Raw genomic sequence first — 4,549 nt, 5'->3', positions numbered from 1 at the left:
AAAGCCTTACGCTCATGACAGTTCATGGAAATTTCTCCTCACTATATTTTTGTGTTTTTAGAGGAGTATGCCATATTTTTTCAAAAAATCAATGGGCACGAAGTGCAAAGATACAATAGAAATCAGATAAAGTGAAGTTCTACAGCCTAGCGTGATGGCTCCCCCAATCAATTGCAGAACTTTTTTGATATGCTCCTGGAGGAACAAGAGATAGAGTGTCATTTCAATATCTCGACGATTTTTGTTTTTGCTGCCTTTTGGACGACCGGGAGGAAGCTTCTTTTTGCTTTTCGGCTTCTCAGGCGTGACTCTTCTGCTCATGGCAGGATCCAATTGCTTCATGAGAACGGGATATGCTTTTTGATGTTTGACACTGATCAGTGAAATACTGAAAAAGCCCAGGCCCGGAACACATTTATTGTAAATCGATGAAAAGAAGCGCCCAAGTCCATGTGTCTTTTTTCCTGATTTTGTCACCGTCGTTTCATCGCCTGCCAGCAGAATGACCTCATTACAATCAAGCAAATGATGTCGAATCAATGTCCATCGGAGAGTGCACCAGGGAATTACACTATGGAAAAAGCGCTGAATCGTACGATAACTGCCACCTTTGGTAGCCCAACGACTTATACCCTGCATCGTGACTCTACCCTGCATACTGAGAAGGGCTTCTGTTATCACTATCAATTGATTCAACAAAGCTCGATTTAAGACTGGCTCGACTACTGACAATAAGGTATTAATCTTCATAATGGCCACCTCTTTGAAAGGGTTCATGTTTTGGAAAAACACTATTCTATCAAAGATGGCCATTTTTTCCAAAAAACAATCGAAATTTGGCGAAGGTATTGTAAAACTATTCTTTTTTACGGCACATCCATTACACATGGTGCAGCAGCATGTAGGCCTGCCTTGACATATCCAGCAATAATAAGCAGGAATCTTAACTGTGATATATATAACTTTGGATTTGGTGGAAAGGCACAGGGAACAAGCAAGACTATCGATATAATAAAAAATATCAATTCTGACATTTATATTTTAAAACACTCCAGGCAGGCATCATCACCTGTTACAGACAATATTATTCGCATGGTGACCGCTATCAAAGAGATAGATATTAACAGAAAAATAGTGATCATCTCGGCACTTGGTGACCAAAATGAAGCCAGACCATCTTTTCTTGACAAAAAAATAACTATAATGCCTCAAAGACGTCAAGATGCGTTGAATGCCTTTAATCAAGTCAATAAAATATATCCGGCATGTTATTATGTCGATGGACTAAAAATCCTGTCCGGGGATGAGAGTGAACAGTTTCATGACTTTGTACATCCAAATACAGTGGGACACCATACCATTGCTAAACGACTCACTCCAATTATAGCTAAAATCCTAAAAGAATAAAAGGCATACCATCATGGAAACTTTTACTGCCTCGCCTGCTACATCAATACTAATTTTTAATCACATTCCAAAATGCGGTGGTTCATCACTTAAAAAGAGTTTGAGATCCATATTCGGCGACAATTTTCACGAAATTCGTTATCATAGAAATATATCCAAACTTGATAATAAAAAAATACTTACAGGTAATCACTGCATTGCAGGTCATTTTTGCACAGGCATCAATCACATATTCCCAAAAGATATCAAACTGAAAACAATTACTATTCTACGCCACCCTTTTGAATTGTTCATCTCATATTATAAAATGAATGCACAGGGATTTATGTCTAACAATCAAATTGAATCTTATCTATGTAATTATCAAAACAATATTTTACTATATTATCTTGGTGTCAGGTCAGTGAAAGAGGGAATAACAAAACTCAGACAATATACCTGTTTTGGATTACAGGAGCAATACAATGACTCTTTAACTGTTTTTGAAAAAATTGCAGGTGTATTCCCCCTATCCCGAAAACCTTCTAATGTAAGCTTTCAACAGCCCATAAAATTTGATCACTGCCTTAAAGAAAAATTTTATGAATTAAATATTAAAGATATTTTATTTTACGAAGACGCAGCTCAATATTTTAACGAAACATATAAAAAAATATTTTCTTCAAATACCTCTGCTATAAAAGCAAAATCAAATATTTCACAGATAATACAAAGACCTAAAATGGATGATTCTCATTATCAGGCTATTTTGGGCTATCAAAACAACTCAAAAGATAAAGTAATTCCATATTTAAAACAACAATACAAATCATCGAAACACGAGGGATATCTGAATTGCCTTGTTGTAGCATTTGCCCATTTTAATCTTTTCAAAGAATATGAAACTGCTTTAATCGAAGGCAATACGAAATTCAACAACGCTTTTGCCATACCACTTGCTGATTATTATATCAAATCAAAACCAGAAAAAAGTATCTCCATTCTTCTAAAAGAACTTGCATTTTGTGATACATTTTTTTTCAAAAAATATTTCATTATGTACTGTCCTAAATAGATATAGAACAAATTGTCTTGTGACACTTAGCAAGGCATACATGGCAATTCAAGACGACACTAATGCTTCAAAATATCTTAAAAAAGCTCAAAAAATTGATATTATATCCTTCAACGTCATAAACCAGGCTTTTGAAATTGCCAAAAAACAGGGAGAATTGCAAAAATGTCTGCACCTTTTAATGGCATTTAATGATCTTCATTCTTCTCTTAATCAACGGTTACGTATTGCTATTTTAAAAGCAAATATACTCTATCTCATTGGTGAAAAAGCGACATCATTCCACTGGATAGAATCCTGCCTCTCATTAAAAGAATTTAAACTATGTGAGGCACTTTTTAATCTTAGACAAAATATTAATGCCCAAAATAAAATTTCTCAAGACAATTTAACATGGAAAGATAACAATTTTGTTGTTTTAAATGAAATAAAAGATAAAAGCATTTTAATTTTAAATTGTGCCCCACCAATACTATTAGATTCAATTTTTCACCAAATAAAGTTCGAAGGTAATAAAATAGATATATTAACTCCCAATGATATTCATTGCATCGATCCAGCAAAATTTAATACCATTTATCGTCTAAAGAAACAGGGTACTATATTTGACTTTGATAATGACAAAGATACATTAGACAAAAAAATATTAGAACAAACATATGACATTATTATTATCTTAATGTCCGAATATAATAAATCTTATTACAATGATCTTATTCGTCTTGCTGGTATGCTCTCAAAAAACAGATCTATATATATGTATAGCATGGCACAAATATTTATTAAGTCATTTACCAATCTACTAATTTATCATGAATTTTAATTATTAAATGACACTATATCTATTTTATAGATCACGTTTTATCACAATAATCAAATGGATGAAATTATTCCCAAAATAGGAATTTTAGTAAAATCAAGGCCATATGCTTATGATTAAAGATGAATACAGCCCCTTTAAAGTAGTACACCATTTTGACAAACTGAAACAACTTCAGCAAGGAGAGCAGATTACTCCTGTTCAGATTCATCTCATTCCCACCAACAGATGTAACCAAAACTGTGTCTTCTGTGCCTACCGCCTGCCCGATTACCCAAGTGCTGCAAATTTTAATGCAAAGGATGAAATACCCGAAGCAAAACTTATTGAAATCATTGATTCCTGTAAAACTCTTGGAGTAAAGGCTATTCAATTCACAGGCGGCGGCGAACCCCTTGTTCATCCGGCTATCTTAAAGGCATTTCAAAAAACACTTGAAAACGGACTTGACCTTGCCTTGGTCTCCAATGGCCAGGCACTTACCGATGATATGATTCATTTACTTGCCGATGTTTCATGGGTACGTATAAGTATGGATGCCTGCCACAAAAAAACATATTCCCTAATCCGCAGGGTAAAGGGAGATATACATTCCCGTGTCAGTAAAAACATTGAAAAACTTGCCCGCATAAAAAAAGGAACTATTCTGGGAGTAGGATTTGTTGTTAACGCAGAAAACCACCGTGAAATTTATGATGCATGTCGTTATTTTAAAGAGCTGGGAGCAGACAACTTTCGCATTTCTGCTGCTTTCACTTCCTTTGGCATGGATTACTTCAAGGGATTCTTAGAGCAGGCAAAGGATATGGCATCACAGGCAAAGCAGGATTTTGAAGATAAAACCTACAAGGTTTTCAATCTATTCAATGACCGTATCAGTGATCTGTTTCAAGGTACACAGAACTATCCCTACTGCCCCATGAAGGAATTTGTTCCCTACATTGGTGCAGATGAAACTGTTTACACCTGCTGTATGCTGGCCTATAACAAACTTGGCCGCATTGGCTCCATCAAGGATCAGGCATTTGAAGCATTATGGGAAAGTGAAGAGAAAGAGCAATTTTTTAAATACCACGATCCCCGTAAATATTGTCAAATTCCATGTATGTTTCAGGGGAAAAATGAATTTATCAACTATGCGGTCAAAACAGATGCACGTCATATCAACTTCATATAACATCCATGGCAGAATCATCTGCCGCAACGAAGCATAAAAGTCAGCACTATTCCCCCCTCTCCAGTCATGGAGAGGGGCCCGGGGGCATACG

At 35.5% G+C, this 4,549-nt stretch carries 5 protein-coding genes; 4 read left to right on the top strand and 1 reads right to left on the bottom strand.

The window, feature by feature from the left end:
• Positions 1–57: 57 nt before the first annotated feature.
• Entirely contained in the window at positions 58–750 is a 693-nt protein-coding gene (locus tag MTBBW1_RS26580) for a transposase (RefSeq protein ID WP_186441738.1), read from the bottom strand.
• Between the two features lie 30 nt (positions 751–780).
• Between MTBBW1_RS26580 and MTBBW1_RS26575 the strand changes: the two genes are divergently transcribed.
• The 4 genes from MTBBW1_RS26575 to MTBBW1_RS26560 all read left to right on the top strand — a co-directional run bounded on the left by MTBBW1_RS26575 (position 781) and on the right by MTBBW1_RS26560 (position 4,458).
• Positions 781–1,407: an SGNH/GDSL hydrolase family protein gene (locus MTBBW1_RS26575; protein ID WP_186441737.1), complete on the top strand. Its 627-nt coding sequence runs from the start codon at positions 781–783 to the stop codon at positions 1,405–1,407.
• Positions 1,408–1,420: 13 nt separating this feature from the next.
• Entirely contained in the window at positions 1,421–2,461 is a 1,041-nt protein-coding gene (locus MTBBW1_RS26570) for a sulfotransferase family 2 domain-containing protein (protein ID WP_080809852.1), read from the top strand.
• A 40-nt stretch (positions 2,462–2,501) separates the two neighbouring features.
• Positions 2,502–3,284 (top strand): hypothetical protein, encoded by a 783-nt coding sequence (locus MTBBW1_RS26565; RefSeq protein ID WP_080809849.1) that lies wholly within the window; start codon positions 2,502–2,504, stop codon positions 3,282–3,284.
• Between the two features lie 109 nt (positions 3,285–3,393).
• Entirely contained in the window at positions 3,394–4,458 is a 1,065-nt protein-coding gene (locus MTBBW1_RS26560; protein WP_186441736.1) for a radical SAM/SPASM domain-containing protein, read from the top strand.
• Positions 4,459–4,549 lie beyond the last annotated feature (91 nt).

Origin of the sequence: Desulfamplus magnetovallimortis (genome assembly GCF_900170035.1) — a bacterium.
Lineage (GTDB): Bacteria > Desulfobacterota > Desulfobacteria > Desulfobacterales > Desulfobacteraceae > Desulfamplus > Desulfamplus magnetovallimortis.
The sequence above is the reverse complement of the archived record's forward strand: the minus strand, read 5'-3'. Positions and strand labels throughout refer to the sequence as shown.